This window comes from Micromonospora sp. NBC_00898, from assembly GCF_045207895.1.
In the GTDB taxonomy this organism is placed as follows: domain Bacteria; phylum Actinomycetota; class Actinomycetes; order Mycobacteriales; family Micromonosporaceae; genus Micromonospora.
In genome coordinates this window covers 6,492,643-6,516,473 of record NZ_CP108775.1, presented here as the reverse complement: position 1 = coordinate 6,516,473, position 23,831 = coordinate 6,492,643, and the positions used below count along the sequence as shown (strand labels likewise).

At 72.9% G+C, this 23,831-nt stretch carries 25 protein-coding genes; 11 read left to right on the top strand and 14 right to left on the bottom strand.

Annotated features, from left to right (window positions below; all coding sequences use genetic code 11):
- Positions 1-12: 12 nt before the first annotated feature.
- Genes OG799_RS31710 through OG799_RS31700 form a run of 3 tightly spaced genes read left to right on the top strand, consistent with a single transcriptional unit; the run spans position 13 to position 1,452 of the window.
- Positions 13-831, top strand: coding sequence for a hypothetical protein (locus tag OG799_RS31710; RefSeq protein WP_406040424.1), 819 nt, complete (start codon positions 13-15; stop codon positions 829-831).
- A 34-nt stretch (positions 832-865) separates the two neighbouring features.
- Entirely contained in the window at positions 866-1,066 is a 201-nt protein-coding gene (locus OG799_RS31705) for a hypothetical protein (protein ID WP_406040422.1), read from the top strand.
- Positions 1,063-1,452 carry a type II toxin-antitoxin system death-on-curing family toxin gene (locus tag OG799_RS31700; RefSeq protein WP_406040420.1) on the top strand — a complete coding sequence of 130 codons (390 nt, stop codon included), beginning with the start codon at positions 1,063-1,065 and terminating at the stop codon, positions 1,450-1,452. Before OG799_RS31705 ends, OG799_RS31700 begins: the two co-directional genes overlap by 4 nt.
- Before the next feature lie 16 nt (positions 1,453-1,468).
- Here OG799_RS31700 and rraA read toward each other — a convergent pair whose 3' ends face one another.
- From rraA to OG799_RS31670, 6 genes are read right to left on the bottom strand one after another with little or no spacing between them, the layout of a single operon-like run.
- Positions 1,469-1,951 carry a ribonuclease E activity regulator RraA gene (gene rraA, locus OG799_RS31695; RefSeq protein ID WP_406040418.1) on the bottom strand — a complete coding sequence of 161 codons (483 nt, stop codon included), beginning with the start codon at positions 1,949-1,951 and terminating at the stop codon, positions 1,469-1,471.
- A gap of 14 nt (positions 1,952-1,965) precedes the next feature.
- Complete coding sequence (locus tag OG799_RS31690; protein ID WP_406040416.1) at positions 1,966-3,159, bottom strand: MFS transporter; 1,194 nt, start codon at positions 3,157-3,159, stop codon at positions 1,966-1,968.
- A complete protein-coding gene (locus OG799_RS31685) occupies positions 3,160-3,552 on the bottom strand; it encodes a universal stress protein (RefSeq protein ID WP_406040414.1) in 393 nt (130 codons plus the stop codon). It lies immediately after the preceding gene.
- Entirely contained in the window at positions 3,549-5,051 is a 1,503-nt protein-coding gene (locus OG799_RS31680) for a tripartite tricarboxylate transporter permease (RefSeq protein ID WP_406040412.1), read from the bottom strand. Before OG799_RS31680 ends, OG799_RS31685 begins: the two co-directional genes overlap by 4 nt.
- Positions 5,051-5,761, bottom strand: a complete 711-nt coding sequence (locus OG799_RS31675) for a tripartite tricarboxylate transporter TctB family protein (RefSeq protein WP_406040410.1) — start codon at positions 5,759-5,761, stop codon at positions 5,051-5,053. The genes OG799_RS31680 and OG799_RS31675 overlap by 1 nt, the downstream gene beginning before the upstream one ends.
- A gap of 5 nt (positions 5,762-5,766) precedes the next feature.
- The gene (locus tag OG799_RS31670; RefSeq protein WP_406040408.1) at positions 5,767-6,774 is read right to left on the bottom strand and encodes a Bug family tripartite tricarboxylate transporter substrate binding protein; all 1,008 of its coding nucleotides are present in this window, start codon (positions 6,772-6,774) and stop codon (positions 5,767-5,769) included.
- Positions 6,775-6,873: 99 nt separating this feature from the next.
- On the opposite strand from OG799_RS31670, the gene OG799_RS31665 reads away from it, so the two are divergent.
- Together OG799_RS31665 and OG799_RS31660 are read left to right on the top strand one after the other, a co-directional pair.
- On the top strand, positions 6,874-8,529 hold the full coding sequence (locus tag OG799_RS31665; protein ID WP_406040406.1) for an ATP-binding protein: 1,656 nt from the start codon (positions 6,874-6,876) through the stop codon (positions 8,527-8,529).
- On the top strand, positions 8,526-9,197 hold the full coding sequence (locus OG799_RS31660) for a response regulator (RefSeq protein ID WP_406040404.1): 672 nt from the start codon (positions 8,526-8,528) through the stop codon (positions 9,195-9,197). Before OG799_RS31665 ends, OG799_RS31660 begins: the two co-directional genes overlap by 4 nt.
- Here OG799_RS31660 and OG799_RS31655 read toward each other — a convergent pair.
- The 3 genes from OG799_RS31655 to OG799_RS31645 all read right to left on the bottom strand — a co-directional run bounded on the left by OG799_RS31655 (position 9,179) and on the right by OG799_RS31645 (position 12,023).
- Complete coding sequence (locus OG799_RS31655) at positions 9,179-9,772, bottom strand: TetR/AcrR family transcriptional regulator (protein WP_406040402.1); 594 nt, start codon at positions 9,770-9,772, stop codon at positions 9,179-9,181. The two genes, OG799_RS31660 and OG799_RS31655, sit on opposite strands and share 19 nt — an antisense overlap.
- 253 nt (positions 9,773-10,025) lie before the next feature.
- Complete coding sequence (locus tag OG799_RS31650; RefSeq protein ID WP_406040400.1) at positions 10,026-10,709, bottom strand: response regulator; 684 nt, start codon at positions 10,707-10,709, stop codon at positions 10,026-10,028.
- Positions 10,710-10,730: 21 nt separating this feature from the next.
- Positions 10,731-12,023, bottom strand: a complete 1,293-nt coding sequence (locus OG799_RS31645; protein WP_406040398.1) for a sensor histidine kinase — start codon at positions 12,021-12,023, stop codon at positions 10,731-10,733.
- A 215-nt stretch (positions 12,024-12,238) separates the two neighbouring features.
- On the opposite strand from OG799_RS31645, the gene phoU reads away from it, so the two are divergent.
- Positions 12,239-12,892 (top strand): phosphate signaling complex protein PhoU, encoded by a 654-nt coding sequence (gene phoU / locus OG799_RS31640; protein WP_406040396.1) that lies wholly within the window; start codon positions 12,239-12,241, stop codon positions 12,890-12,892.
- A 49-nt stretch (positions 12,893-12,941) separates the two neighbouring features.
- On the opposite strand, the gene OG799_RS31635 is transcribed toward phoU, so the two are convergent.
- Positions 12,942-13,709: a phosphoglyceromutase gene (locus OG799_RS31635; protein WP_406040394.1), complete on the bottom strand. Its 768-nt coding sequence runs from the start codon at positions 13,707-13,709 to the stop codon at positions 12,942-12,944.
- A gap of 150 nt (positions 13,710-13,859) precedes the next feature.
- Here OG799_RS31635 and OG799_RS31630 point away from each other — a divergent pair, with 150 nt between their 5' ends.
- Positions 13,860-15,185, top strand: coding sequence for an MDR family MFS transporter (locus tag OG799_RS31630; RefSeq protein WP_406040392.1), 1,326 nt, complete (start codon positions 13,860-13,862; stop codon positions 15,183-15,185).
- Positions 15,186-15,329: 144 nt separating this feature from the next.
- The gene (locus OG799_RS31625) at positions 15,330-16,607 is read left to right on the top strand and encodes an MFS transporter (RefSeq protein ID WP_406040390.1); all 1,278 of its coding nucleotides are present in this window, start codon (positions 15,330-15,332) and stop codon (positions 16,605-16,607) included.
- A 428-nt stretch (positions 16,608-17,035) separates the two neighbouring features.
- Here OG799_RS31625 and OG799_RS31620 read toward each other — a convergent pair whose 3' ends face one another.
- The 3 genes from OG799_RS31620 to mshA form a co-directional block, all read right to left on the bottom strand.
- Complete coding sequence (locus tag OG799_RS31620; RefSeq protein WP_406040388.1) at positions 17,036-17,956, bottom strand: hypothetical protein; 921 nt, start codon at positions 17,954-17,956, stop codon at positions 17,036-17,038.
- A 77-nt stretch (positions 17,957-18,033) separates the two neighbouring features.
- The gene (locus OG799_RS31615; RefSeq protein ID WP_406040386.1) at positions 18,034-18,588 is read right to left on the bottom strand and encodes a YbjN domain-containing protein; all 555 of its coding nucleotides are present in this window, start codon (positions 18,586-18,588) and stop codon (positions 18,034-18,036) included.
- Between the two features lie 72 nt (positions 18,589-18,660).
- Complete coding sequence (mshA, locus tag OG799_RS31610) at positions 18,661-20,025, bottom strand: D-inositol-3-phosphate glycosyltransferase (RefSeq protein WP_406040384.1); 1,365 nt, start codon at positions 20,023-20,025, stop codon at positions 18,661-18,663.
- Between the two features lie 171 nt (positions 20,026-20,196).
- Here mshA and OG799_RS31605 point away from each other — a divergent pair, with 171 nt between their 5' ends.
- Positions 20,197-20,961 (top strand): SDR family oxidoreductase, encoded by a 765-nt coding sequence (locus OG799_RS31605; protein WP_406046465.1) that lies wholly within the window; start codon positions 20,197-20,199, stop codon positions 20,959-20,961.
- A complete protein-coding gene (locus OG799_RS31600) occupies positions 20,961-21,740 on the top strand; it encodes a class I SAM-dependent methyltransferase (RefSeq protein WP_406040382.1) in 780 nt (259 codons plus the stop codon). The genes OG799_RS31605 and OG799_RS31600 overlap by 1 nt, the downstream gene beginning before the upstream one ends.
- Before the next feature lie 99 nt (positions 21,741-21,839).
- Here the strand turns inward: OG799_RS31600 and OG799_RS31595 are convergent, their stop codons facing one another.
- Positions 21,840-22,931 carry a UDP-N-acetylmuramate dehydrogenase gene (locus tag OG799_RS31595; RefSeq protein WP_406040380.1) on the bottom strand — a complete coding sequence of 364 codons (1,092 nt, stop codon included), beginning with the start codon at positions 22,929-22,931 and terminating at the stop codon, positions 21,840-21,842.
- Between the two features lie 70 nt (positions 22,932-23,001).
- Between OG799_RS31595 and OG799_RS31590 the strand changes: the two genes are divergently transcribed.
- A complete protein-coding gene (locus tag OG799_RS31590) occupies positions 23,002-23,757 on the top strand; it encodes a maleylpyruvate isomerase family mycothiol-dependent enzyme (RefSeq protein ID WP_406040378.1) in 756 nt (251 codons plus the stop codon).
- Positions 23,758-23,831: the final 74 nt, after the last annotated feature.

Below are 23,831 nucleotides of genomic sequence, written 5' to 3'. Positions count from 1 at the left end.
ACGCTGGTCCGGGTGACAGGCCAGATCGAGCTGCAGGTGATCGTGGACGACCCCGACGACCCGCGAAGCCGGGAGGTGGGGCTCGACTTCCCCCGGGAGTGGATCGAGTTCGTCGACCCGGCGGACGCCAAGCACCTGGTCCGGGCCGACCTGACCTGGCTGCTGTCCCGGTGGACGTGCATCTTCGGCAAGGGTTGCCACGGCATCGTCGCCGGCCGGGCAGCCGACGGGTGCTGCTCGCACGGCGCCTTCTTCACCGACTCGGACGACGAGAAGCGGGTCCGCACCGCGGTCAAGCGGCTCACCCCGTCGACCTGGCAGCACTTCCGCCGGGGCTTCAAGAACTGGACCGAGAACGACACCATCGACGGCAAGAACCCGGCCCGGCGCACCGCCACCCGGGACGTCGACGCGCCCTGCGTCTTCCTCAACGACGCCGACTTCCCGGCCGGGGGCGGCTGCGCGCTGCACGCCCAGGCGCTGCGCGACGGGGTCCACCCGCTGGAGTACAAGCCGGACGTCTGCTGGCAACTGCCGATCCGCCGCGACCAGGACTGGCACAAGCGGACCGACAACACCAAGGTGCTGATCTCCACCCTGTCGGAGTTCGACCGGCGGGGCTGGGGCGCGGGTGGACACGACCTGGACTGGTGGTGCACCTCCTCCACCGACGCGCACGTCGGCGCCGAGCCGATGTACGTCTCGTACGGCCCCGAGCTGACCGCGCTGATCGGCGCCCCGGCGTACGCGAAGCTGGCCGAGCTGTGCGGGGCCCGGCTGCGGCAGGGCCAGATCGCCCCGCACCCGGCCAGCGAGGGCCACCAGATTTGATGATCATGGTAGCAACCTTGCTACCATCGATCACATGGCCATGACCCTTCGGTTGGACTCCGAACGCGAAACCAAGCTCCGTCTGGTTGCCGAAGAGGAGGACAGGTCGATGCACGCGGTCGTCGTGACCGCGATCGACGACTACCTCGCACGGCGAAACGCCAGGCAGTTCGAACAGCTGGCCGACGACATCATCGATCGACACGCCACGCTGCTCGCCCGGCTCGCGGAATGACGGCCGACGAGGTGTACCACCCGACGCTGGCCGACGTCGTCCGCATCGCCCGCAAGATCGGCGCGGGCGTTCGCGACGCCGGGCTGATCGAGTCAGCCATTGCGCGGCCGAAGACGAGCGTCTTCGGTGAGGATGCCTATCCCGATCTGTGGACAAAGGCGGCAGCACTGCTGCATTCCCTGGTCAACAACCATCCGTTCGTGGATGGCAACAAGCGGATGGGTTGGATCGTCGCGGTGGCGTTCCTCCGCCAGAACCATGCTGTCTCCGACACGCAGCTCACCGACGCCGACCAGGACGCGGCGTATGACCTGGTGATCGGCGTGGCGGAGGGCCGACTGACCGAGGTCGACGAGATCAGCTCGGCCCTCCGTAAGGTCTTCTGAGCAGCGCCGCGCCGGCCTACGCCCGTTTGCCGGGCGGCAGGACCACGACGCCGTCGTCGTCGCTGTGCACCTCGGCGCCCGGCGCGAAGACGCAGTCGCCGAACGACACCGGCACGTCCCGCTCACCGGCACCGGTCTTGGCGCTCTTGCGGGGGTTCGTGCCGAGCGCCTTGATGCCGATCGGCAGGGTGCGCAGGGCGGCGACGTCGCGCACCGCGCCGTTGATCACCACGCCGGCCCAGCCGTTCCGCGCGGCCGTGCCGGCGATGAGGTCGCCCATCAGGGCGGTGTGCAGGGAGCCGCCACCGTCCACCACCAGCACCCGGCCCTCTCCCGGCTCGGCGACGACCGCCTTCACCAGGGCGTTGTCTCCGAAGCAGCGCACGGTGACGGCCGGTCCGGCGAAGGCGTGGACACCGCCGAACTGGCGCAGCTGGGTGTCGCAGGAGCGGAGCGTGTCGCCGTACCGGTCGTAGAGGTCGGCGGTGGGGATCAGCATGGGTGTTACCTCTCTCATTCGGTGGTGGGGGTGGGTGACCGGTGCAGGCCGGTGGCGGCGACGGCCGCGCCGGCCAGGCCGGCAGCGGTGCAGGCGAGCACCCCGGCCGCCCCGGCGCCGGCCGCCAGCACGCCGGCGGCGCTGGGGATGAGCACCTGGCCGAGCCGGTTGCCGGTCAGCCGCAGCGACATCGCCCGGCCGCGCAGGCCCGGCGGGGCGACCTCGGCCAGGAAGGACATCGTCAGCGGTTGGCCCGCGCCCAGCCCCAGCCCGGCGACCGTGACGACGACGGCCATCGCCCAGAACGGCAGGGGCGGCAGCAGCAGCCCGAGACCGGCGGCGGAGAGGGCGACGGTGCCGATCAGCAGGGCACGCCGCCCCACGCTGGCGACCAGCCGGCCGAGCAGCAGCCGGGAGGCCATCGACGCCACCGCCCGCAGCCCCAGCAGGACGCCGATCGAGCCGGCGGCGATGCCGCGTTCGGCGCCGAGCGCGGGCAGGTAGACCAGGGTGATGTCGACCGCGGCCAGGACGACGCAGCTGACCGTGAGGGCCCGCACCAGCCCGGGCTGGCGGAGCAGGCCACGCAGTCCGCCGGCAGCCGGCCCGGCCACCTGTCGGTGGTGGCCCGACGGGCGGAGGAACACGGCGGCGACCAGCAGCGGCAGGGTGAGCACGGTGGCCCCGAGGAAGATCGCCCGGGTGTCCGGGATCGGCCGGTCCCCGCCGAAGACCACGATCAGGCCCGGGCCGAGCGCCTGACCGAGCGAGGCGGCGAAGGTGTAGTAGCCGAAGGCCGCGTCGTAGCGGGCGGCCGGGGTGCGGTTGGCGACCAGCGCCTGCTGGGCCACCACCGAGCAGAGGTGCCCGGTGCCGAGCACCATGCTGGCGACCACCAGGCCGGCGACCGAGTCGGCGAGGAACACGAAGCAGAGGCCGGCGGCGGCGAGCAGGCCCGACCCGGCCAGCACGATCCGGCGTTCGCCGAACCGGTCGACGGCGTGGCCGGACGGCACCGCCAGGACCAGCGGTACGACGGCGAAGCTGGCCCCGAGCCCGCCCAGCCACGCTCCCGGCACGTCCAGCTCCAGGGCCCGGTACGCCGACGCCGGCCGGAGCATGAAGGTGGCCGCCTGCACCACGATGGTGTGCGCGAACAGCAGCGCGGTCTGGGCGCGCCCGGGGACCGGCGGGCCCCCGGGCGCCATTCAGTCGGCCTTCACCGCGAGGACCGGGCAGGGCACCCGGAGCAGGATCTCCTGCGCCGTCGAACCCATGATCAGCTTGCCCACCGGGGTCCGGTGCCGGATGCCGATCACCACCAGCGACACGTCCTCCGCCTCGACGATCTCGACGATCTCCTCGGCCGCGTCCCGGCCCCGGACGAGCTGCCGGACCGTGTGCGGCACCCCGGCGGCGGTCAGCTCGCGGACCACCCGGTCCAGGTCGGGCTCCTGGGCGAACCGCGGGTCGACGTACGCGTCGCCGCGCGAGGTGTTCACCACCAGCACCGGCTCGTCACGGAACCGCGCCTGCTCGACGGCGGCCGCCAGGGCCGCCTCGCCGAGCGGCGAGGGCACGTAGCCCACCAGCACGGTCATCCGGTCACCAACCTTCCTCGCAGCGGACGGACCACGAACCGGCCGACCAGCGGCCAGAGGAGCACCACCAGGATCGCGGCGTAGATCAGCCAGGACACCCAACCGCCGATCAGGCCGTGCAGCTCGCCGCCGGAGAGCTGCAACGCCCGCCGACCCTGGAGCTCGGCGCGCGGGCCGAGGATGATGCCGACGATCAGCGGCAGGATCGGCAGCCCGAAGCGCCGCATGCCGAAGCCGAGCAGGCCCAGGGTGAGCAGCAGGAACAGGTCGAACGGCTGGGCGTTCACCGCGTACGCGCCCATCGAGGCGAAGAACAGGATCCCGGCGTAGAGGTACGGACGCGGGATCCGCAGCAGGCGCGCCCAAGCCGGGGCGAGCGGCAGGTTGAGCACCAGCAGCAGCAGGTTGCCCACGAAGAGGCTGGCGATCAGCGTCCAGACCAGGCTGGACTCCCGGGTGAAGAGCAGCGGGCCGGGCTGGATGCCGTACCCCTGGAAGGCGGCCAGCATCACCGCGGCGGTGGCGTTGGTGGGCAGGCCGAGCGCCAGCATCGGCACCAGGGTGCCGGCGGCCGAGGCGTTGTTGGCCGCCTCCGGCCCGGCGACTCCCTCGATCGCTCCGCGCCCGAACTCCTCCGGGTGCTTGGACAGCTTCTTCTCGGTGACGTACGACAGGAAGGTCGGGATCTCCGCCCCACCGGCCGGCACCGCACCGAACGGGAAGCCGTACGCGGTGCCGCGCAGCCACGGCTTCCAGGACCGCTTCCAGTCCTGCTTTCCCATCCACGGCTGGCCCACCGGGATCACCTCGGCGGCCCGGCGGCGCAGGTGCGCGCCGATCCAGAGCGCCTCGCCCACGGCGAAGATGCCGACCGCCACCACGACCACGTCGATGCCGTCGGCGAGTTGCGGGAGGCCCAGGGTGAGCCGCTGCTGACCGGACTGGTCGATCCCGATCACGCCGATCACCAGGCCGAGCAGCAGCGCGGCGAAGCCGCGGACCCGGGACGCGCCGAGCACCGCGCTGACGGCCACGAACGACAGCAGCATCAGCGCGAAGTAGTCCGGCGCGCCGAGGCTGATCGCGAACGACACCACCGGCGGGGTGACCACCACCAGCAGCAGGGTGGCGATGGTGCCGGCGACGAACGAGCCGATCGCGGCGGTGGCCAGGGCCTGCGCCGCCCGACCCGCCTTCGCCATCTTGTTGCCCTCGATCGCGGTCACCACCGAGGACGACTCGCCGGGCGTGTTCAGCAGGATCGAGGTGGTCGAGCCGCCGTACATGCCGCCGTAGAAGATGCCGGCGAACATGATGAACGCCTGGGCCGGCTCCATTCCGTAGGTGACCGGCAGCAGCAGCGCGACCGTCATCGCCGGCCCGATGCCCGGCAGCACGCCCACGGCGGTGCCGACGGTCACGCCGATCAGCGCGAACAGCAGGTTCATCGGGGTCAGCACGTTGGCGAACCCGTCGAGCAGGTTGGCGAGGTTTTCCATCACAGGATCCCTTGCAGCACGCCGGCGGGCAGGTTGACCTTGAGCCCGATGGCGAAGGTGTAGAACGTGATCAGCGACAGCGCGACGGCGATCAGCAGATTCCGGACGTAGTGGCGGTTGCCCAGCGCGTACGCCGAGCCCCAGAAGAGCAACGTCCCGCTGATCACCCAGCCGAGCCGGTCGATCAGCACGGCGTTGACCAGGAACGCGCCGATCAGCAGCAGCACCGTCCGCCAGTCGATCGGGCTGCTCAGGTCGACGTCCTCGCCGGCCTCCGGCTCACCGGCGCCGCCGCGGGCCACGTCCACCGCGTAGATCGCTGCGACGATCAGCAGCAGCACGCCGAGCAGGATCGGCACCGGCTTCGGGCCGATCGGGTCGGCGGTGCTGATCGCGTGCCCGATCCGCGTCGCGTCGACGATCACCAGGCCGCCGACCAGGGCCAGGAACGCGCACACGCCGTACTGCGCCCGGTCCGGTCTCGGCGCCGGGCCGTCGTCCACCGCGGGGGCCGCGACGGTCGGCGGCACGTCGCCCGTCGCGGGCCGCGCCCCCGCCGGCTCATCCGCCGTACGCTCCGCGCCCGGCTGCGTCGGGATCGGCGGTACGGATGCCGCCACGCCGGTCTGGTCCGGGTCCGGCGGTGCGGATGTCTGCCCGGCCGGGGGCCGGGGCGGCTGCTCGCCGCCCCGGTCCGGTCGGGTGGTCATGCCGCTCATGCCAACCCGAGCTGCTTGAGCACGTCGGCGACTGCCTTGTCCTGCTCGGTCAGGAAGGTGCCGAACTCGTCGCCGGTGACGAAGGCGTCGGTCCAGCCGCGCTTGGTCAGTTCGGCCTTCCACTCGGCGGAGTCGTGCATCTTGGTCAGCGCGTCGATCCAGACCTTCTTGTCGGCGTCGCTGATCCCGGGGGGCGCGACGATGCCCCGCCAGTTGGTGAAGACCAGGTCGATGCCGGCGGACTTGAGGGTCGGCACCTCCTTGAGCGCCTCGATCGGCGCCTCGCTGGTGACCGCGAGGACCCGGATCTGGCCGGCCTCGACCTGGTCGAGGAACTCGCCGAAGCCGCTGGCGCCGAAGGCCACCTTGCCGCCGAGCACGGCCGGCAGCAGCTCGCCGCCGCCGTCGTACGACACGAAGTTGACCTGCTTGGGGTCGATGCCGACGGTCTTCGCGAGCTGCATCGGCAGCAGGTGGTCCGGGCCGCCGGGCGACGAGCCGCCGCCGACGGCGATGCCCTTCGGGTTGGCCTTCCAGGCCGTGACCAGGTCGTTGATGGTCTTGTACGGGGAGTCCTTCGGCACCACGATGGCGCCGGCTTCCTCGATCAGCTTGGCCAGCGGGGTGGTCTGGGTCAGCGTCGCCGCGGACTTGGAGGTGTACGAGGCACCGACCACGCCGAGCCCCATCTGCATGGCGAGCTTGCCGTTGCCCTTCTCGTTCACGGTCCGCTGGAGGCCGACCGTGCCGCCCGCGCCGGGCAGGTTGAAGACCTGCACGCCGGTGGCGATCTTGGCGTCCTCCATCACCTTGGCCGCGGTGCGGGCGGTGGTGTCGTACCCGCCACCGGGGGTGTTCGGCACCATGATCCGCAGTCCGCTGACCGGTTTGCCGTCGTTGCTGGAGCCGCCCTCGTTCTTGTCGGCGGTGGCGCCACAGGCGCCCAGGGCGAGCGCCGTGGCCGCGGCGACGCCCATGACCAGTACGTTTCTCCTAGTTGCCATCTTGTTTCTCTTCCGTTTCGAATGAGTCCAGCGGCAAGATGATGGCCTCCGGGCGGTCCCCGAGTCTGCGTTGTGTCACCAGCGGAAGTTGAGGTCTTTGTGGTCGCGATCACGTCCCGCCGCCGAACCCTGGCCGGGCAGCTGCTGGTCCTCCAGCTCGCGATCATCGTCGTGGTGCTGGTGGCCGTGGCCGCCGTGTCGCTGGCCCAGTCGGCGGCCACCTTCAACCGGGTCGAGGGGCGCCGGGTCGCCGACCTCGGCGAGCAGCTCGCCGGCAGCCCGCTGCTGCGCGACCAGCTCAACCAGCCGGCACCCGCCGAGGCGATCGCCCCGCTGGTGCAGAACACGCCGACCCAGTACCAGGTGACCTCGGTGACCGTGGCGGACGACCGGGGCCGGGTGGTCGCCTCGACGAACCCGACGCTGGTCGGCAGTCCGGTGGGGCTCGGCGACCCCCAGGTGGCACAGGGCCGGAGCTGGTTCGGCGAGCTGGCGGTCGACGGCTCACGGGAGCTGGTCGCCCAGGTGCCGGTGCTCGGCGCCGGGAAGGCGAACCTCGGCCGGTACCTCGGCGTGGTGGTGGTCGGCGTGAAGTCGCCGACCTGGTCGGAGCGGCTGGTGGGGGCGTCGTCGTACCTCTTCACCTACCTGGGCATCGCCTGCGCGCTCGGCGTGGTCGGGTCGTGGCTGCTGGCCCGCCGGATCAAGCGGCAGACCCTGGGTCTGGAGCCGCGGGAGATCGCCGGGCTGGCCGAGCACCGGGAGGCGCTGCTGCACGGCATCGCCGAGGGGGTGATCGCGCTGGACCCGCAGCACCGGGTCACCCTGGTCAACGCGGTCGGCCGGCGGCTGCTCGACCTGCCCGAGCACTGCCTCGGGCGCAGCCTGGCCGAGCTGCGGATCTCGGGCCGGCTGCGGGACGTGCTGGCCGGCGCGGGCGGCGGGCCGGAGGCCCGGGACCAGGTGGTGGTCCGGGGCGGCCGGGTGCTGGTGATGAACCGGATGACGGTCCGCAAGGACGGCCGCCGGCTCGGCTCGGTGACCACCCTGCGGGACCGCACCGAGCTGGCCCGGCTGGAACGGGAGATCGGCTCCTTCCGGAGCACCACGGAGCTGCTCCGGGCGCAGACCCACGAGTTCGCCAACCAGTTGCACACCATCTCCGGGCTGATCCAGATCGGCGAGCACGACGAGGTCGTCCGGTACGTCGACACGCTGAGCCGGCACCGGGCCTCGCTCGACCTCACGGTCACCAGCCGGATCCACGACACGGCGGTGGCGGCCCTGCTGATGGCGAAGTCGGCGGTGGCCGCGGAGCGCCGGGTGGAGCTGCGGATCTCCGAGCGGACCGGGCTGGACCGGCTGGCGCCGGAGGTCTCCGCCGACGTCGCGACGGTGCTCGGCAACCTGGTCGACAACGCGGTCGAGGCGATCGCCGGCGGCCGGGAGGCGGGCACGGGCGGCTCGGCCGAGCGGCCCGCCTGGGTGGAGGTGGAGCTGCGGCAGGACGCCTCGTCGGTGGAGATCGTCGTCCGGGACTCCGGCCCCGGGGTGGCGCCGGAGCTGGCCCAGGAGGTCTTCACGCACGGCTTCACCACGAAGGCGGCCCAGGGCGGCGAGCGCGGCATCGGGTTGGCGCTCACCCGGCTGGTCTGCACCCGTCGCGGCGGTGAGATCGCGGTGGCGAACACCGAGGAGGGGGCGATGTTCACCGCCCGGATGTCGGTGTCCCGCGCGATGGAGGAGGCGGCATGATCGACGTGCTCGTCGTCGACGACGACTTCATGGTGGCCCGGATCCACTGCGGGTTCGTCGAGCGGATCGAGGGTTTCCGGGTGGTGGGCACCGCCAGCACCGGCGAGCAGGCGGTCGCGGCGGTCGATGACCTCCGCCCCGACCTGGTGCTGCTCGACCTCTACCTGCCGGACATGTTCGGCCTGGACGTGGTGACCCGGCTGCGGGCCGCCCGGCACGACTGCGACGTCCTGGTGATCAGCGCCGCCCGGGAGGCGGAGGCGGTCCGCCGGGCGGTCCGCTACGGCGCGGTCAACTACCTGCTCAAGCCGTTCGGCTTCGACGAGCTGCGGACCCGGCTGGAGCAGTACGCGGCCCGCCGCAGGGCGCTGCGCGCCACGGTGGTCAGCGACCAGGCCGACGTCGACCGGGTGCTCTCCCGCAGCGGCTCGGTCGCCACCCCGACCCTGCCCCGCGGGCTGAGCACGGAGACCGCCGAGCTGGTCGAACGGGCGCTCCGTGAGCACACCGGCACCCTCTCGGCCGCCGAGTGCGCCAACCAGGTGGGCATCTCCCGGGTCAGCGCCCGCCGCTACCTGGAGCATTTCTCGGGCACCGGTCGGGCGGAGGTGACCCTGCGCTACGGCGCGGCCGGCCGGCCGGAGCGCCGCTACTGCTGGGTGGGCTGACCCAGGGCGGCGTCGACGAGGGCGCGGGCGCTGCGCTTGGCCGCCTCGGCGATGGCCGGGTCCCCGTCGAGCACCCCGCCGGCCAGCCCGCCGTCGAGCAGCAGGGTGAGCTGTCGGGCGAGCAGCTCCGGCTGGTCCGCCCCGGCCCGCCGGGCCAGGTCGGTCACCCAGGCCCGGACGACGTTCTTGTGCTCGACGGTGCGGGCGTGCACCGGGCCGCCGGCGGGCGACTCGGCGGCGGTGTTGATGAACGCGCAGCCGTGGTAGCCGTCCCGGCGGCAGGCGCCGACCAGGGCATCGAACATCCCGACGAGCTGCTCGCGAGGGTCGTCGCCGGCCTCCCGGGCGGCGGCCCGCAGCGCCCCGAACCAGGCCTGGTCGACCTTGTCCAGGTACGCCAGGACGAGGTCGTCCTTGCTGGGGAAGTGCTTGTAGAGGGTGGCCTTGGCGACGCCGGACTCGGCGATCACCGTGTCCACCCCCACCCCGCGTGGGCCGTGGGCGTAGAAGAGCCGGAACGCGGTGTCCAGGATGCGCTCCCGGGCGGAGCCGGCTGGGGTACGCGGCGCGGGCATCGGCGTTCCTTCCTGCGGGTGTTCCGAGGAAGTCTACAGACCCGTCGGTCTGGACAGTCCGGAGACTGTGTTCGCCGTCACCGGTTGCCAGACTGGCATAGCAGACAGACCCGTCTGTTGGCGTCGTCGAGGACGCATGCCGCCACCGATCCGGCTGCCCCGCCACGACACGCTCGGCACCGGCGTCTTCACCTTCAAGATCGCCCACTGAGCGTCGGTCGGGGCCCGCATGGTCGGCGCGGGCCCCGACCGGTCACGGCTCGAACTTGTAGCCCAGGCCGCGGACGGTGACGATGTAGCGCGGCGTGGACGGCTCCGGCTCGACCTTGGAGCGCAGCCGCTTGACGTGCACGTCCAGGGTCTTGGTGTCGCCCACGTAGTCGGCGCCCCAGACCCGGTCGATCAGCTGCCCCCGGGTGAGCACCCGGCCGGCGTTGCGCAGCAGCAGCTCCAGCAGCTCGAACTCCTTCAGCGGGAGCTGGACGGCGGCCCCGTCGACGGTCACCACGTGTCGCTCGATGTCCATTCGGACCGGGCCCGCGGCGAGCGTCGGGGCACCCGACTCGGCCACCTCGGCGCTCTGCCGGCGCAGCACCGCCCGGATTCGGGCCACCAGCTCGCGCGGCGAGTACGGCTTGGTCACGTAGTCGTCGGCCCCGATCTCCAGGCCCACCACCTTGTCGATCTCGCTGTCCCGCGCGGTGACCATGATGATCGGTACGTGCGAACGCTGCCGGAGCTGGCGGCAGACCTCGGTGCCCGACATTTCCGGCAGCATCAGGTCGAGCAGCACGATGTCGGCGCCGGTCCGGTCGAACTCGGTGAGGGCGGAGGGACCCGTCGCGGCGACGGAGACCTCGAAGCCCTCCTTGCGGAGCATGTAGGACAGGGCGTCGGAGAACGATTCCTCGTCCTCGACCACCAGTACGCGGCTCAACGGGTGTTTCCTTTCCTGTGGTCAGACCTGCCGGAGCTCGGCCGGGCCGGCCTCGATCTCAGCGGAGGCGAGTGTCGCCTCCAGGTCGTCCGGGGGGCTGGCGGGCAGCCGGAGGGTGAACGTCGACCCCCCACCAAGAGTGCTCGACACCTCCACCCGGCCGCCATGGTTGCTGGCGATGTGTTTGACGATGGCCAGGCCGAGGCCGGTGCCGCCGGTGGCGCGCGACCGGGCCTGGTCCGCCCGGTAGAACCGCTCGAAGATCCGGTCGACCTCGTTCGGGGCGATGCCGATGCCCTGGTCGGCGACGGCGATCTCGACGTGTTCGTCGGTTTTCCGGGCGGTGACCCGGACGGTGGTGTCCTCGCCCGAGTAGTTGATGGCGTTCTCGACCAGATTGGCGACCGCGGTGGCGAGCTGGGTGTCGCTGCCGTACACGGTCAGGCCGCGCGCGCCGTCGACCACGACGTCCACCCGCCGGACGGTGGCCGCGGTGCGGGTCCGGTCGATCACCTCGGCGACCACCCAGTCCACCGACACCGGCTCCGGCGGGGGCTGCGGCTCGGCGCCCTGGAGCCGGGTCAGCTCCAGCAACTCCTGCACCAGCCGGCCGAGCCGGGTCGACTCGTGCTGGATCCGCTCGGCGAACCGCCGGGCGGCGACCAGGTCCGCGTAGAGGTCGGGCGCCCCGTCGCCCGCCGGCTCGGTGGCGTCGATCAGCGCCTCGGCGAGCAGTTGCAGCGCGCCGATCGGGGTCTTCAGCTCGTGGCTGACGTTGGCCACGAAGTCCCGGCGGACCCGGGCCAGCCGGTGCGACTCGGTGACGTCGGCCGCCTCCACCGAGATGTACCCGGCGCCGAGCCCCATCGCCCGCAGGTGCACGCCGAGCGGGTTGTCCCCGGCGCTGTCCCGGCCGCGCGGCAGGTCCAGCTCGATCTCCCGCCGTACGCCGGTGCGGCGGACCTGCCCGGCGAGGGTGCGGATCAGCGGGTGCGCGGCGATGGAGCCGGGCGTGGGGCCGGTGCGGAGCAGGCCCAGCGCCCGCGCCGCCGGGTTCACCAGCACCGGGACGTCGTCCGGGTCCAGCACCACGACGCCGGCCCGGAGCGAGTCGACCGTCTTGCGGCCGAGCCCGGAGAGCCCGCCCTGCTGGTCGTCGGGCATCGCCGGCCTCCCTGCGCTCGGGCGGAAGCCCCCGTCCCCGGACAGCCGCGAGCGGTGCCACCAGTCCCGGACGGGTCGGGACAGCAGCAGCCCGGCGACCAGTCCGGTCACCAGAGCCAGGGCCACCACGACCGCCACCGCCCACTCCACCCGGCGATCGTAGGGTCATTGTTAACCTGGGGACCGCCCAGAACGGGACGAATCACTCTCACTTTCGGCAAAGTTCACCTGCGGGCCCCGCGTCGTTCATCCTCGTTCACCTCGGGTCCGCTCCCCCGGCCTACCGTGGGTCGCCCACCCGCTCAAGCCGTACCGGCACCGGAATCCCCGGGTCGACCCGCGGCCACCGACCCCAGGAAGTGACGATGCGCGACGAATTCCGGGCCGACCTGCAGATTGTCAGCCAACTGCTGGTGGACATGGCGGAGGGGGTGCGCGCCGCCATGCGCCAGGCCACCCGTGGCCTGCTCACCGCCGACCGCGAGGCGTCGGAGGCCGTGATCGCGCGGGACGCCGAGATCGACGACCTGTACCGGCACGTCGAGGAGCGGGTCTGCGACCTGCTCGCCCGGCAGGCGCCGGTCGCCTCCGACCTGCGCGCCATGATCACCGCCCTGCACGTCGCCGCCGACCTGGAGCGGATGGGTGACCTGGCCGACCACGTCGCCAAGACCGCGCTGCGCCGGCACCCGTCCCCGGCGGTCCCGGCCGAGCTGCGGCCGGTCTTCACCGACATGGCCGCCATCGCCGACCGGATGGCCGAGAAGATCGGCTCGGTGCTGGCCAAGCCCGACGCCGACCTCGCGGCCGAGCTGGACGGCGACGACGACGCCATGGACGACCTGCACAAGAGCCTCTTCGGCGTGCTGCTCGGCGACGACTGGCCGTACGGGGTGGAGACGGCGATCGACGCCACCCTGCTGGGCCGCTTCTACGAGCGCTTCGCCGACCACGCCGTGAACGCCGGCGAGCACGTGGTCTACCTGATCACCGGGGAGAGCAGCCCCACGGCGAGCTGAACCGGACACGACGAAGGCCCCCGGTCACCCGGGGGCCTTCGTCGTCGGCTCAGCGGCCCTGGTTGGCGACCGCGGCGGCGGCCTCCTTGGCGGCATCCGGGTCGAGGTACGTCCCGCCCAGCGTCATCGGGCGCAGCTGCGGGTCGAGGTCGTAGCGCAGCGGGATCCCGGTCGGGATGTTGAGCTTGGCGATCGCCTCGTCGGAGATCTGGTCGAGGTGCTTGACCAGGGCGCGCAGCGAGTTGCCGTGCGCGGCCACCAGCACCGTCCGGCCGGCCAGGACGTCCGGCACGATCGAGTCGTACCAGTACGGCAGCATCCGCTCGACGACGTCCTTGAGGCACTCGGTGCGCGGCATCAGCTCGGTGGGCAGCAGCGCGTACCGGGGGTCGCCGACCTGGGACCACTCGTCGTTGTCGTCGATCGGCGGCGGCGGCGTGTCGTACGACCGGCGCCAGAGCATGAACTGCTCCTCGCCGTACTCGTCGAGGGTCTGCTTCTTGTTCTTGCCCTGCAGGGCGCCGTAGTGCCGCTCGTTGAGCCGCCACGACCGGCGCACCGCGATCCAGTGCCGGTCGGCGGCGTTGAGCGCCAGCTCGGCCGTGCGGATCGCGCGCCGCATCACGCTGGTGTGCACCACGTCCGGCAGCAGGCTGTGCTCGCGCATCAGCTCGCCGCCGCGGCGCGCCTCCGCCTCGCCCTTGGCGGTCAGGTCGACGTCGACCCAGCCGGTGAAGAGGTTCTTCGCGTTCCAGTCGCTCTCGCCGTGCCGCAGCAGGACCAGCGTCCCGACGGTGGGCCCCTCGCTCGCAGTCATGCCGATCATCCTGCCGTACGCCTCCGGTGGACACGCGGGGACCGGTGGTGACGACCACCACGTGGAAAAGCTGATGACCGACGTTCCGGGGCGGGACTAGGTTGTAAGGCGCTTGCGAGATTGCGGTCATTACCAAACGGGGGCGGCGCGGTGCGGACGGTGCGGAGTTGGTTCCGGGAGACGACGGGCGGGCTGCCGAGGGCCTTCTGGTACCTCTGGACCGGGACGCTGATCAACCGGCTCGGCTCGTTCGTGCTGGTCTTCCTCGCCATCTACCTCACCCAGGAGCGTGGCTTCTCGGCGTCGCAGGCCGGCCTGGTGCTCGGCCTCTGGGGCGTCGGCGGCGCGGTCGGCACCACCGTCGGCGGCACCCTCGCCGACCGGTGGGGGCGGCGACCCACCCTGCTCACCGCCCACCTGGGCGCGGCCACCATGATGCTCGCGCTCGGCCTGGCCCGGCCGCTCTGGGCGGTGGCCCTGGGCGCGCTACTGCTGGGCACCTTCGCCGAGGCCGCCCGGCCGGCGTTCGGCGCCATGATGATCGACGTGGTGCCGGAGAAGGACCGGTTGCGCGCCTTCTCGCTGAACTACTGGGCGATCAACCTCGGGTTCGCCTGCGCCGCCGTGCTCGCCGGCCTCGCCGCCCAGGCCGGCTACCTGCTGCTCTTCGTGGTCAACGCGGCCGCCATCGTGATCACCGCGCTGATCATCTTCACCCGGGTCAAGGAGACCCGCACCGCCGCGGCCGCCCCCGTCCGCAAGGGCGACGCCGCGCCTTCCGGCGCGCTGCGCACCATCCTCACCGACCGGGTCTACCTGGGTTTCGTGGTGCTGAACGTGTTCGCCGCGCTGGTCTTCCTCCAGCACATCTCGATGCTGCCGATCGCGATGGGCGACTCGGGCCTGTCCCCGGCCACGTACGGCTCGGTGATCGCGCTCAACGGGGTGCTGATCGTGGTCGGGCAGCTCTTCGTACCCCGGCTGATCAAGGGGCGGAGCCGGTCGCACGTGCTCGCGCTCGCCTCGCTGGTGATGGGCGTGGGCTTCGGCCTGACCGCGTTCGCCGGCACAGCCTGGTTCTACGGGGTCACGGTGCTGATCTGGACGCTCGGCGAGATGCTCAACTCGCCGTCCAACGCCACCCTCATCGCCGAGCTCTCCCCGGCCGCGCTGCGCGGGCGTTACCAGGGCGTCTTCTCGCTCTCCTGGCAGATCGCCGGGGCGGCCGCCCCGATCCTGGGCGGCCTGGTCCGGGAGCACGTCGGCAACGGCGCGCTGTGGCTCGGCTGCGCGGTGATCGGCGCGGTGATGGCGGTGGCGCACCTGGTCTCGGGTCCGGCCCGGGAACGGCGGGCCGCCCAGCTCCGGACGCCGGCGGCGCCGATCCTGCCGGTCACCGCCGTCCAGCCCCCGGCCCCCGAGATGGCCGAGGCCGCCGCGACCGCGCCGGCCGAGCCGGTCCGCGCCGCCTCCTGAGGTACGCCCGCCGAGGCGGGGAATCCATCGGCACGTCCCATCGGCACGTCCCGAGCACCTGGGTGACGAGGGCCACGCTGGCGCCCTCGAACCCACCTCCCTACGGTCGGGGGGTAGCAGTTAACAAACCTTCATGGAGGACGGGTGCGCGGCCTGCGGCGCTGGTGGGACGACACGGCCGGCGGGCTCCCCGCCACGTTCTGGTACCTCTGGTCCGGACTGCTGGTCAACCGGGCCGGCGCGTTCGCGATGCTCTTCCTCTCGCTCTACCTGACCGCGGCGCGCGGCGCCTCCGAGTCGCTGGCCGGCGCGGTGGTCGGCGCGTACGGGGCGGGCGGTGCGGTCGGCACGCTGCTCGGCGGGGTACTGGCCGACCGGTGGGGCCGGCGGGCCACCCTGCTCGCCGCCCACCTCGCCGCCGCCGGGCTGATGGCCGCGCTGGCCTTCACCCGGCAACTGGCGGTGATCGCGCTGCTCGCCGCGCTGGTCGGGGTGGTGCACTCGATGCCGAGCCCCGCCTTCGTCGCGGCGATCGTCGACGTGGTCCCCGAGGAACGCCGCTCGCGCGCGTTCAACCTTCAGTTCTGGGCGTTCAACCTGGGCATGGCGGTCGCCTCGCTGCTGGCCGGGGTGCTCGCCGAGGCCAGCTTCGTCGCCCTCTTCCTGGTGGACGCCGCGACCACCGTGGCCGCCGCCGCGGTCATCGCCTGGAAGGTCCCCGAGACCCTCGCCCGGCGCACCGAGGCCCGGGACGTGCCCGATCCGGCGGGAGAGGTCGCGGGGCGTGGCGGGCACCGCCGGCCGGGGCTGCACACCGCGTTGACCGACCGGGTCTTCCTGGTCTTCGTCGGGCTGACCTTCGTGCTCGCCGTGCTCACCATGCAGACGTCGACGATCATGCCGCTGGCGATGCGCGCGGACGGCCTGAGCCCGTCGGCGTACGGCGTGGTGGTGGCGCTCGGCGGGGTGCTGATCGTGCTCGGGCAGCTCTTCGTGCCCCGGCTGATCGAGCCGTACCGGAAGGCGACCGTGCTGTCGGTCTCCACCGGGCTGATGGCGCTCGGCTTCGCCGCGCTGACCTTCGCCGACGACCTGCCGTTCTACCTGGGCGCGGCGGTGGTCTGGACGGTCGGCTCGATGCTCGCCGCACCGCCGAACGCGCAGATCAACGCGGACCTCGCGCCGCCGGAGCTGCGGGCCCGTTACCAGTCGGTCTTCTACCTGACCTTCCCGGCGGCGTCGTTCGTGGCGCCCGCGCTGGGCGGCGTCAGCCTCCAGCATCTCGGCGAGCGGCACTGGCTGGTCGTGGGCGGTCTGGGCCTGGTCGCGGCGGTCGGCCACCTGCTCGCCGGTCCGCCCCGCGAACGCCGGGTCGCCGCACAACGCGACCGCGGCGCGGAGAAGGTCACCGCCGGCCGCTGAGACGCGGCCCGGCCGGTCGAATCGACACGGCTGAGGTCGGGCCCGATCCGGGCCCCGGAAACGGCGCTGGGCGCCCACCTCGACCCCCGTCGTGGTGGACGCCCGCACCGTACGCCCGGCGGCGGCGGGCGACACTCACCCCCGTAAGCGTCGCCCGCTCGCGCCGCCGGTTCCACAGGTGGCACCGTCCCCCAACGGCGTGCTCCACCTGTTTCCTCGCGCCTCGCTTGCGCGGATCTGATCGATCCGCCGCTCCCCCGAACGATTCCAAGCGTTGCGCGGTGCAATAAAGTTAGTTCGCCCGGATTCTGGATTCAACCCAGATCACTGTCTCGCCGGTCACAGCACCGGTGTCGGAAATCCGGCTGCACCTGCTCCGGGCCATGAAGGTGACAACAGCGGGTTCCCGTCGGCCATTCCCGTAAACCTCAGGCGTCCTCCCGATCGGGTGACTCCGTACGGAAGAAATTGCTCTGCCGGCCGTCACGGAGCTGCTCCTGGTAGATCAGGTTCAGCCGCCGCAGGTCGAAGGTCCGGAACCAGTCGTCCCAGGTGATCTGCCGGATCCGGCTGCTCTCCCGGTAGCCCGGGATGTTGAACGTCAGCACCCCCGGCCGGCCCTCCCGCTCGGTGCCGGCAATGGTGGCCGGCTTGGCGTTGCGGGCGCGCGCCCAGCGCTGGATGACCTCGTGGTTGGCCGTCACCAGGCTCCGACCGGGACGTTCCGGACGATCGTCCAGCGAGGTGATCTGCTGGGACGAACGCACCGAACGGGCCGGCGACCGGCCGGTCCGGACCGGCGTCGAGATCCGCCCCGCCGCGGTGCCGCCGGCGCGCGCGGGCGCCGCCCGCGCTCCCGTACGGGTGACCGCCTTCGCGGCGGGACGCCGGCCCGCCGACGGTGCCGCCTTCTTCGCGGCGGCACCCCGGGCCGGCGACGGTGCGGCCTTCTTCACGGCCGCCGCCTTACGAGCGGGGGCGGCCTTCGCCCGCGCGCCCGCGGCCTTCGCGGCGGGCGCGGCCTTGGCGGTCTTCTTGGCCGGGGCCTTCTTGGCGGCGGCCTTCTTCGTGGCGGCGGGCCGCCCCGCCGGTCCGGTGGCCTTGCGGGCCGCGCCGCCGCCCCGGCCCTCCGACCGCAGGGTCCGGGCCAGGGTCTTCACCAGCTCCGGCTTGCGCAGGGCGGAAATCCCCGTCACCCCGCGCCGGCGGAGCTGCCCGCGGATGTCGTCGACCTTCATCCGGGAGATGTCGGATTCGGAGACGCCCGGGGTGCCCGGGGTCTGGTTGCCGGCTTGCCGCTTCGTCCTGGTCGCAGTCGCGCCGCGACCTGAGCTGTTGCGCTGAGCCATGGGACACACGCTCCTCGACAGTCCGTCCTCGGCCCGCGGTGGGTCCCAGTACCGCACCGCGCGGTGCGGCATACCCGTCAGGACGGGTCCGAACCTCCGGTGGACGAGGCGACGCCGTCCGCCGCCCGGTCGGCGGCGCCCGACGGCTCGAAGAGGTGGGCGAACGCGGCCAGGTTGGCCGTCGACTCGCCCCGCTTGACCCGCCACTCCCACTCGCGGCGGATCGCGGTGCCGAAGCCGATCTCCAGCATGCTGTCGAACGACTCGTCGGCGTACGTCAGCACGGCACCCAGCAGTCGGTCCAGCTCGTCCTCGTCGACCCCGGCCAGGTTGACCCGCCCGGTGAGGTAGACGTCGCCGACCGAGTCGATGGAGAAGGAGACCCCGTACATCCGGGCGTTGCGCTGCAACAACCAGGCCCACAGCTCCTCGCGCCGCTCGTCCGGCTGGCGCATCACGAACGCCTCGACCCGCAACGCGTGTTCGCCGACGATCAGGTTGCAGATCGTCTTGAGCTTGTGCGTGCCGGGCAGGGTGACCGCGTACGACCCCTCGCCGGTCGACTCCCAGTCCAGCTCACGCTCGGCGCAGACGGACTCGATCAGGGCGGCGACGTCGCTCCTACGGCTCATCTGATCCACTTTACGGCCGCACCACCCCGCTCACCCGGCGGCGGACGCCCGTCACCCGTCACCCGTCACCCGTCACCAGGAGCAGGAGAGCGCGGGGTCGCCGGCCAACCGGGCGGCCAGCCGGCCGCGGTGCTCGGCGATCGCCTCGCCGTAGACCGTCAGCAGGCCGGACACCGTCCGGTGCCAGGAGAAGTTGCCCGCGTGCCGCTCGGCGCCCCGGCTCAGGGCCGCCCGGCGGAGCTGGTCCGGCAGCAGCTTGGCGAGCATGCCGGCCCAGTCGACCGGGTCGTGGCCGTCGATCAGCACCCCGCTCACCCCGTCCCGGACGGCGGTGACCAGGCCACCCACGGCTGCGGCCAGCACCGGCGTACCGCAGGCCTGGGCCTCCAGCGCGACCAGCCCGAACGACTCGTTGTACGACGGCACGGCGACCAGGTCGGCGGCCCGGTAGAGGGCGGGCAGGTTGTCGCCGGTCTGCGGCGGCAGGAAACGCACCCGGTCGGCGACGCCCAGCGAGGCGGCCAGCTCGATCAGCGCGGTCGGCCGGTCCAGGCCGGTGCCGCTGGGTCCGCCGCAGATCACCACGGTCAGCTCGTCGGCGATCGCGGGGTCCCGGTCCCGCAGCGCGGCCACCGCCCGGATCAGCACGTCGGGCGCCTTGAGCGGTTGGATGCGGCCGATGAAGGCGACCACGTACCCGCGGGTGGGCAGCCCCAGCCGGCGGCGGGCGGCGAGCCGGGCGACGTCCCGGTCCCCGCCGGCCGGGCGGAACCGGTCGAGGTCGACGCCGGGCTCGACCACGGCGACCCGGTCCGGGTCGGCGTCGTACCGGTCGAGCAGGTCGCGGGCCTCGACGCGGGTGTTGGCGACCAGCCGGTCGGCCTCCGCGACCACCTGCTCCTCGCCGATGACCCGGGCCTTCGGCTCGGGCCGGTCCCCGGCGGCGAGTTGGGCGTTCTTGACCTTGGCCAGGGTGTGCGCGGTGTGCACCAGCGGCACCCCCCAGCGCTCCTTGGCCAGCCAGCCGACCTGACCGGAGAGCCAGTAGTGCGAGTGGATCAGGTCGTAGTGGCCGGGCGGGCGGGCCGCCTCGGCGCGGAGCACCCCGGCGGTGAACGCGCAGAGCTGGCCGGGAAGCTCCTCCTTGGTGAGCCCTTCGAGGGGGCCGGAGGTGACGTGCCGGACGTGCACGCCGGGCGCCATCTCGACCACCGGGGGCAGGTCACCGGAGGTGGCCCGGGTGAAGATCTCCACCTCGACGTTGGCCTCCGCCAGCCGACGGGCGACCTCCAGGATGTAGACGTTCATGCCTCCCGCGTCGCCCGTGCCGGGCTGGTGCAGGGGCGAGGTGTGCACGGAGAGGGTGGCGATGCGGCGGGGCCGGGGCCACGGCAGGTCACCTCGCTGACGACCGACACCGGTGTGCAATTCCGCCACGTCCGCTCCTTCTGCCACGGTTGATGCCGTCCCGCACGACCGGCGCTTCTCGGTCAACCTCCACGCCGGGTGTCATCTTCCCCACCGGGCTTCGGAAATGCGTGTCGCCGGGTCCCCGGCGTGACGGACCTCATCACCGCCGCCGACGACGGCCGGGGGCAGAATGACCGGATGACCTCAGTCGCGATCGTCACCGGGGCGTCCAGCGGGATCGGTGCGGCCACCGCCCGCCGGCTGGCCGCCGAGGGCTTCCACGTGCTCGCCGCCGCGCGGCGTACCGACCGGCTGGGCGACCTGGTCGCCGAGATCGCGGCGGCCGGCGGCAGCGCCACCGCGGTGGCCTGCGACGTCACCTCCGACGAGTCGGTGGCCGGGCTGGCCGCGGCGGCCGCCGCCGCGCCCGGGCCGGTCACCCTGCTGGTCAACAACGCCGGCGGGGCCCGCGGCCTCGACCCGGTGGAGTCCGGCTCGGTGGGCGACTGGCAGTGGATGTACGACGTGAACGTGCTCGGCACGCTCCGGGTCACCCAGGCGCTGCTGCCGGCGCTGGAGGCATCCGGCGCCGGCACCATCGTCATCGTCAGCTCCACCGCCGGTTTCACCGTCTACGAGGGCGGCGGCGGCTACACCGCCGCGAAGCACGCCCAGACCGCGATCGCGGGCACCCTGCGCCTGGAGCTCAACGGACGGCCGGTGCGGGTCATCGAGATCGACCCCGGCATGGTGAAGACCGACGAGTTCGGCCTGGTCCGCTTCGACGGCGACGCGGATCGGGCCGCCGCGGTCTACGCCGGGGTGCCCGAGCCGCTGGTCGCCGACGACGTCGCCGACTGCATCGCCTGGTGCGCCACCCGCCCGCACCACGTCAACGTGGACCGGCTGGTGGTGCGCCCGCTGGCCCAGGCCGCCCAGCACAAGGTGCACCGGGTGACCTGATGAAGCCCGTGGGCGTGGTGACCCGGGGGACGACGAATCCGAACCGGCTCCGGCGGGTGGACAACTGGATCGTCGAGACCTGCCGGGACGCGCTGCGGTCGGCGGCCGACCCGCTGGTGGTGGACCTCGGCTACGGCGGCACCCCGGTCACCGCCGTAGAGCTGCGGGCCCGGCTGGCGGCCGGGGTCCGCGCCGACGTCCGGGTGGTCGGGCTGGAGATCGATCCGGTACGCGTCGCCGCCGCCCAGCCGGCCGCCGACCCGCCCGGGTTGACCTTCGCCCGGGGCGGCTTCGAGCTGGCCGGCCTGCGTCCCGCTCTGGTCCGCGCGTTCAACGTGCTGCGCCAGTACGACGAGGGCGAGGTCGCCGACGCCTGGCGTACGGTCACCGACCGGCTCGCCCCGGGTGGGCTGCTGGTGGAGGGGACCTGTGACGAGCTGGGCCGGCTCGGGAGTTGGGTGCTGCTCGACGCGGCCGGCCCCCGCACGCTGACCCTGGCGGCGAGGCTGACCACCCTGGAGACCCCGGCGGAGCTCGCCGAACGCCTGCCCAAGGCCCTGATCCACCGCAACGTCCCCGGCGAACGGATCCACGACCTGATCCGCGCCCTCGACGACGCCTGGCAGGCCGCCGCCGGCTACGCCCCCTTCGGCCCCCGCCACCGCTGGATGCAGACCGTCGCCGCGGTCCGATCGGCCGGCTGGCCCATCCTCGACCGCCCCCGTCGCTGGCGCCTGGGCGAACTCACCCTCCCCTGGCCCGCCGTCTCCCCCCGCTGACCCCCGCGATCTTGCACTTTGGGTCTCTGGTTTGTGGGTTCCTGCACCCATTATCCGGGCACAAAGTGCACGATCGCGTTGGGGGAACGGCGGGAGCAGTCAGATGACGCAGTTGATGAGGACGGGTTCGGGGTGGAGGGTGACGCCGAAGCGGTCGTGGACGGCGTCGCGGATCTCGCGGGCGAGGGCGACCAGGGCGGCGGTGCTCGCCGTGCCGGCGCGGTTGGTGAGCGCGAGGGTGTGCTTGCTGGAGATCGCCACACCCTCCGGGCCGGGGCGGCCCTTGGCGAAGCCGGCCTTGTCGATCAGCCAGGCCGCACTGACCTTGACCACGTCGCCCGCCCCCGGCCAGGAGGGCGGCTCACCGAGGTCGGCGGCGCGCTCACGGAGCAGCTCGTACGCCTCGCGTTCCAACACCGGATTGGTGAAGAACGAGCCGACCGACCAGGTGTCCGGGTCGGCGGCGTCGAGCACCATGCCCTTGCCGGCGCGCAGCCGCAGCACGGTCGCCCGGGCGTCGGCCAGCGGCACCTGGTCGCCCACCTCGACGCCGAGCGCCCGGGCCAGCTCGGCGTAGCGCACCGGGCCGGAGAGCGGCGAGCGGGTCAGCCGGAAGTCGACCGAGAGCACCACCCAGCGGTCGCTGTACTTGAAGATGCTGCCCCGGTACGCGAACCCGCAGTCCGCCGCGTCGACCCGACCGACGCTGCCGTCGGTGCGGTCGTACACCTGCACGCCGGTGATGGTCTCGGCGACCTCCTGGCCGTAGGCCCCGACGTTCTGGATCGGGGTCGCGCCGGCCGAGCCGGGGATGCCGGAGAGGCACTCCAGCCCCGACCAGCCGTTGGCCACGGTCGCGGCGACCAGGTCGTCCCAGGGCTCGCCGGCCTCGACACGCACGGTGACGGCGTCGGCGTCCTCGGCGACGACCCGGAGCCCCCGCGAACGGACCAGGACCACCGTGCCGGGGAAGCCCTGGTCGCCGATGACCACGTTGCTGCCACCGGCGAGGATCAGGACCCGCTCGTCCCGCCGCTCGGCCTCCTGCACCTTATGTACGATTTCCTCGGCGCTGGTGGCGGTCTCCAACCGTCCGGCGGCGCCACCGAGGCGGAGAGTGGTGTATCTCGCCAGGGTGGCCGGGTCGGTTGGGTCGGCTCCGGTCGTCAATTCGGCGTAGACGTCTGACACGCCTTTCACCCTAGGCTGAGGGGTAGCCGCGGCACCCACTGGTGGCCCGGTCACCCCCGGGAGGATTGCGATGAGCAGACTGCACGGCACGAAGGACTTCTGGATCGGCGCGCTGCGGACCGAGGGCCCCGCCTTCGCCGCCGCCGTCGCCGAGGCGCCGCCGGAGACACCGGTGCTGTCCTGTCCTGGCTGGACGGTCTCCGACCTCGCCCACCACCTCACCGGGGTGTACGTCTGGGCGCGCACGGTGGTGACCGCCGGGACCACCACCAGGCCGGTCCGCGAGGACCCGACGCCGCCGGCGGGGCTGACCCCGGCGCAGTGTTACCGGCAGGAGTACGACCAGCTGATGGCCCTCTTCGACGGGCTCGATCCGGAGGCTCCGGCGTGGAACTTCGCGCCGCAGCCGAAGAAGGCGGGCTTCTGGCCGCGGCGGGTGGCGCACGAGACGGCGGTGCACCGCTGGGACGCCCAGCTCGCCATCGCCGCCGGTGAGCCGATCGAGGCGAAGCTCGCCGCCGACGGGGTGAGCGAGGTGCTGGACACCTGGCTGCCGGCGGGGCGGCGGATCTCCCCCGGCCAGTGGCACGGGGTGGTGCAGTTGACCGCGACGGACGCCGCTCAGGACTGGTATCTGCGGCTGCGCGGCGAGGGGGTGGCCCTGCTCGACACCGCGACCATCCTCGACCACGACGATCACCGGGCCCGGGCGCAGGTGGCCGGCACCGCCAGCGACCTGTTGCTGGCGCTGATGGGCCGGGTCAGCTTCGACACGCTCGGGGTGGCCGGCGACCGCCGGCTGTTGGACGGGCTGCGGGTGGGCTGACCGCACCACTGACCGCACCACCCCGGCACCCGGGCCGGGACCGCGATCTGAGGCACGACGAAGAGTGGCCTTCC

Bases quoted from the DNA above. Each gene is read 5' to 3' on its own strand.
- OG799_RS31685 (WP_406040414.1), bottom strand. From the start codon at position 3,552: ATGACCGTGCTGGTGGGCTACGTGCCCTCGCCGCTCGGCGAGGCGGCC.
- OG799_RS31680 (WP_406040412.1), bottom strand. From the start codon at position 5,051: ATGGAAAACCTCGCCAACCTGCTCGACGGGTTCGCCAACGTGCTGACC.
- OG799_RS31690 (WP_406040416.1), bottom strand. From the start codon at position 3,159: ATGGCGCCCGGGGGCCCGCCGGTCCCCGGGCGCGCCCAGACCGCGCTG.
- OG799_RS31655 (WP_406040402.1), bottom strand. From the start codon at position 9,772: ATGCCCGCGCCGCGTACCCCAGCCGGCTCCGCCCGGGAGCGCATCCTG.
- OG799_RS31675 (WP_406040410.1), bottom strand. From the start codon at position 5,761: ATGACCACCCGACCGGACCGGGGCGGCGAGCAGCCGCCCCGGCCCCCG.
- rraA (WP_406040418.1), bottom strand. From the start codon at position 1,951: ATGCTGATCCCCACCGCCGACCTCTACGACCGGTACGGCGACACGCTC.
- OG799_RS31620 (WP_406040388.1), bottom strand. From the start codon at position 17,956: ATGGCTCAGCGCAACAGCTCAGGTCGCGGCGCGACTGCGACCAGGACG.
- OG799_RS31670 (WP_406040408.1), bottom strand. From the start codon at position 6,774: ATGGCAACTAGGAGAAACGTACTGGTCATGGGCGTCGCCGCGGCCACG.
- OG799_RS31700 (WP_406040420.1), top strand. From the start codon at position 1,063: ATGACGGCCGACGAGGTGTACCACCCGACGCTGGCCGACGTCGTCCGC.
- OG799_RS31590 (WP_406040378.1), top strand. From the start codon at position 23,002: ATGAGCAGACTGCACGGCACGAAGGACTTCTGGATCGGCGCGCTGCGG.
- OG799_RS31615 (WP_406040386.1), bottom strand. From the start codon at position 18,588: ATGAGCCGTAGGAGCGACGTCGCCGCCCTGATCGAGTCCGTCTGCGCC.
- OG799_RS31660 (WP_406040404.1), top strand. From the start codon at position 8,526: ATGATCGACGTGCTCGTCGTCGACGACGACTTCATGGTGGCCCGGATC.
- OG799_RS31605 (WP_406046465.1), top strand. From the start codon at position 20,197: ATGACCTCAGTCGCGATCGTCACCGGGGCGTCCAGCGGGATCGGTGCG.
- OG799_RS31705 (WP_406040422.1), top strand. From the start codon at position 866: ATGGCCATGACCCTTCGGTTGGACTCCGAACGCGAAACCAAGCTCCGT.
- OG799_RS31635 (WP_406040394.1), bottom strand. From the start codon at position 13,709: ATGACTGCGAGCGAGGGGCCCACCGTCGGGACGCTGGTCCTGCTGCGG.
- phoU (WP_406040396.1), top strand. From the start codon at position 12,239: ATGCGCGACGAATTCCGGGCCGACCTGCAGATTGTCAGCCAACTGCTG.
- OG799_RS31600 (WP_406040382.1), top strand. From the start codon at position 20,961: ATGAAGCCCGTGGGCGTGGTGACCCGGGGGACGACGAATCCGAACCGG.